General features: G+C 56.4%; 2 protein-coding genes. Both read left to right on the top strand.

Features of this window, described 5'->3' with window-relative positions:
- A partial coding sequence (locus RC85_RS25840) for an aminotransferase class V-fold PLP-dependent enzyme (protein ID WP_157594111.1) occupies positions 1 to 1,181 on the top strand: 1,181 nt, incomplete at its 5' end.
- A partial coding sequence (locus RC85_RS29145; protein WP_202907973.1) for a class II aldolase/adducin family protein occupies positions 1,181 to 1,343 on the top strand: 163 nt, incomplete at its 3' end. The genes RC85_RS25840 and RC85_RS29145, both read left to right, overlap by 1 nt.

Genomic DNA, 1,343 nt, shown 5'->3' with positions numbered 1-1,343 from the left:
CCAACGCCGTGCCGATCTATCTCGACAACGCAGCGACCAGCTTTCCCAAACCGGAACCGGTTTACGCTGCGATCGATCGAGCCAACCGCGAATACGCCGTTTCAGCAGGGCGAGGGCGATACCAACGAGCCAACGATCTGCAACGTCTGTTGGCTCAGACTCGAACGGCCATCGCCGACAGGATCAACGCGGAATCTGCAAACGAAGTCGCTTTCGCATTCAGTGGAACCGACGCCCTGTCCACAGCAATCCTCGGATATCTTAAACCGGGAGACCACGCGATCGCGTCTTCGGCTGACCACACTTCGGTGCTCAGACCGCTTTGGAATCTGCAACACCACCACGGAGTCGAACTGACCGTTGTCGGTTGTGACGAACACGGCGTTGTTGATGCTCGCGACATCGAAGTGGCTTGCCAGCCGAACACGAAAATGGTTTGCCTCACACACGCCAGCAACGTCACCGGAGTGCTTCAACCAGTGAAGGAAGCCGGACACATCTGTCGCTCAAAAGAGGTCGCCTTTCTGGTCGACGCGGCCCAAACGATTGGCCATCACCCAATCGACGTGCAACAAATCCAGTGTCAATTTCTGGCGGCTCCCGGACATAAAGCTCTTCTCGGACCGCTGGGGACTGGATTCCTGTACGTCGACGGCACGGTCGCTGACGATTGTTCTCCGCTCCGCTTCGGTGGCACCGGTTCGACTGGCAACGAGATCGAACAGCCGCAAGCGATGCCGCAAAAGTTCGAATCGGGAAACCTCAACGTCCCGGGAATTGCCGGACTGAAGGCGGCTTTAAACTGGCAACCGCCAACTGGCAATTCCGCGGCGGATTCAGAACAGGGCAGCTCGCTTTCGGTCCTCAGCCAACAGCTGGCCGATCGACTTCGGCAAATCGCGGGAGTCATCACTTACGGTCCGGCCGAAGTGCAGACGCCCACGATCTCTTTCAACATTGAAGGACTTGATTGCCAAACGGCTGGCATGCTGCTCGACAGCCAGTTCGAAATCGAGTGCCGTACAGGCTTGCATTGTGCTCCGCTGATCCACGAAAAAATAGGCTCGACTCCGTTCGGAGGAACCGTGCGTTTCAGTCCTGGCATTTTTACGACGCAAGTCGAAATCGATCAGGCAGTGGTTGCCGTGGAGTCAATTGTTCGCGAGTTGGGAGTTAGCTAATGAGTCATTTTCCAAACGAACGAACGTTGATGTGCGAGGTCGGGCGTCGCATGTATGCACGTGAGTTCGTCGCGGCGCATGAAGGCAACCTTTCAATTCGGCTTCCTGATGGAAACGTTTTGTGCACGCCAACGATGCGTTGCAAAGGCTTCCTGGAACCTG

It is taken from the genome of Rubripirellula obstinata (assembly GCF_001642955.1).
Classification (GTDB): Bacteria; Planctomycetota; Planctomycetia; order Pirellulales; family Pirellulaceae; genus Rubripirellula; species Rubripirellula obstinata.
Note: the sequence above shows the minus strand (reverse complement) of the source record. Positions and strands in the feature narration are given on the sequence as shown.